General features: G+C 62.0%; 2 protein-coding genes. Both read left to right on the forward strand.

The window, feature by feature from the left end:
* On the forward strand, nucleotides 1-678 hold a 678-nt coding region (locus tag BMY68_RS29460; protein ID WP_239694145.1), incomplete at its 5' end, for a phosphopantetheine-binding protein.
* Nucleotides 679-690: 12 nt separating this feature from the next.
* Nucleotides 691-2,303 (forward strand): condensation domain-containing protein (locus BMY68_RS29465; protein WP_239694146.1); only part of this gene is annotated, 1,613 nt, incomplete at its 3' end.

Consider the following 2,303-nt stretch of genomic DNA (forward strand, 5'->3'; position numbering starts at 1 on the left):
TACATCGGCCGTATCGACCATCAGGTGAAGATCCGCGGCTTCCGTATCGAGCTGGGGGAAATCGAGGCACGGCTGGTGCAGCAGGCGGCGGTGCGTGAAGCCTTCGTCCTGGCCCAGGACGGCGACAATGGCCAGCAACTGGTGGCCTATATCGTGCCAAGCGAAACCACCGCGGCCGTCGAGGCCCAGGCCACGCTCCGGGAAAGCATCAAGGCTGCCCTGAAAGAACATCTGCCGGACTACATGGTGCCGGCGTACCTGTTGTTCCTCGAGGCGCTGCCGCTGACGCCAAACGGCAAGCTGGACCGCAAGGCCCTGCCCAAGGTCGATGCGCAGCAGCTGCAACAGGTGTATGTGGCGCCGCAGAGCGAGCTGGAGCAGCAGGTCGCGGCGATCTGGGCCGATGTGTTGAAACTGGACCGGGTGGGCCTGAGCGACAACTTCTTCGAACTGGGCGGCCATTCCCTGCTGGTGGCCCAGGTCGTGACCCGGGTCAAGCAGCAGTTCGGGGTGGATATTCCCATCAAGTCGCTGTTCGGCGCGGAGAGCCTGTCGGCCTTTGTCGAGAAGGTTCAGGCCCTGCGGGAAACAACCTCTTCGCTGCAGGATGAATTGGCTAAATCTTTGGAGGCCCTCAAACGTTTATCTCCTGATGATCTTGAAAAAATAATTTCTTAGGAGAGGTAGTACATGCAAGCTTTAATCGACTCGGTAGGCACGCTTTCTGCCAAAGAAAGAAAAGCCCTGGCGATTTTGCTTAAAGAAAAGGGCATCAACCTTTTTGGTATCGCTCCTATCTGCAGCCGCGGCGCCGATGAGGCGCCGGTTCTCTCCTATACCCAGGAAAGCCAATGGTTCCTTTGGCAACTGGAGCCCGACAGCAGCGCCTACCACATCACCACGGCGTTGCGCTTGACCGGAGAGCTGGACCTGGACGCGCTGCGCCATGGGTTCGACAGCCTGATTGCCCGGCATGAAACCCTGCGTACTACCTTTTGCGAAGAAGATGGCATCGCGGTGCAGGTGGTTCATCCACCGGCGCCGCTGGACATCGAGGTCATCGATCTGCAAGCCGGCGGCCTGTCTTATGAGGAACAGGTCAACGCCCTGACCGACAGCAAGCGCCAGCCTCCCTTCGACCTGCGTAACGGCCCGCTGCTGCGAGCCAGCCTGTTGCGAGTGACGGCGGACGAACATGTGCTGGTCCTGACCCAGCACCATATCGTCTCCGATGGCTGGTCGATGGGGGTGATGGTCGATGAGCTGATCCAGCTCTATGCCGGCTACCGCCAGGGACGCACGGTCAACCTGCCGGCCCTGCCGATCCAATACGCCGACTATGCCAACTGGCAACGGCAGTGGATGGACGCCGGCGAGCGTGAGCGGCAACTGGGCTACTGGCTGCAGCAATTGGGCGGGGAACAGCCGCTGCTGATGCTGCCCCTGGACCATGCGCGCCCGGCGATCCAGAGCTATCGCGGTGCGTTGTTCGACATCCCGCTGGGAGATGAACTGCGAGTCGGCCTCAAGCAACTGGCGCAGCGTGAAGGGGCGACCCTGTTCATGCTGTTGCTGGCCTCGTTCCAGGTGCTGCTGCACCGCTACAGCGGCCAGACGGATATCCGCGTCGGCGTGCCCACCGCCAACCGCAACCGGGTCGAGACCGAACGCCTGATCGGCTTCTTCGTCAACACCCAGGTGTTCAAGGCCGAGGTCGATGGCCAGCTGGGCTTCATTGACTTCCTGCAACAGGTCAAGCAGACCGCCTTGATGGCGCAGTCCCATCAGGACCTGCCGTTCGAACAGTTGGTGGAGGCCCTGCGCCCCGAGCGCAGCCTGAGCCACAGTCCGCTGTTCCAGGTGATGTTCAACCATCAGACCGCGGTCAAGAAGGGTGCGCAGAGCCAGCGCCTGGATGACCTCAGTATTGAAACCCTGAGCTGGCAGGGGCGCGCCGCGCAGTTCGACCTGACCCTGGACACCTTCGAGTCCGAGGATGGCCTGTGGGCTTCTCTGACCTACGCCACTGACCTGTTCGAACCTTCGACCATCGAGCGCCTGGCCCAGTCCTGGGTGCAGTTGCTGCAGGGCATTGTCCAGCAGCCGCGCCAACGCCTGGGGGACCTGCCGCTGCTGGCGGCCTCCGAGCAGAACCAGCTGCTGCACGAGTGGACCCCGGCCAGCGGTGAATTCCCCAGCGATGGCTGTGTGCAGCAACTGGTGGAAGCGCAAGCACTGAAAACCCCCGAGGCCGAAGCCCTGCTGTTCGCCGGGCAAAGCCTGAGCTACCGGGAACTCAATGC

The sequence above is a fragment of the Pseudomonas sp. NFACC41-3 genome (genome assembly GCF_900109505.1).
In the GTDB taxonomy this organism is placed as follows: Bacteria; Pseudomonadota; Gammaproteobacteria; order Pseudomonadales; family Pseudomonadaceae; genus Aquipseudomonas; species Aquipseudomonas chlororaphis.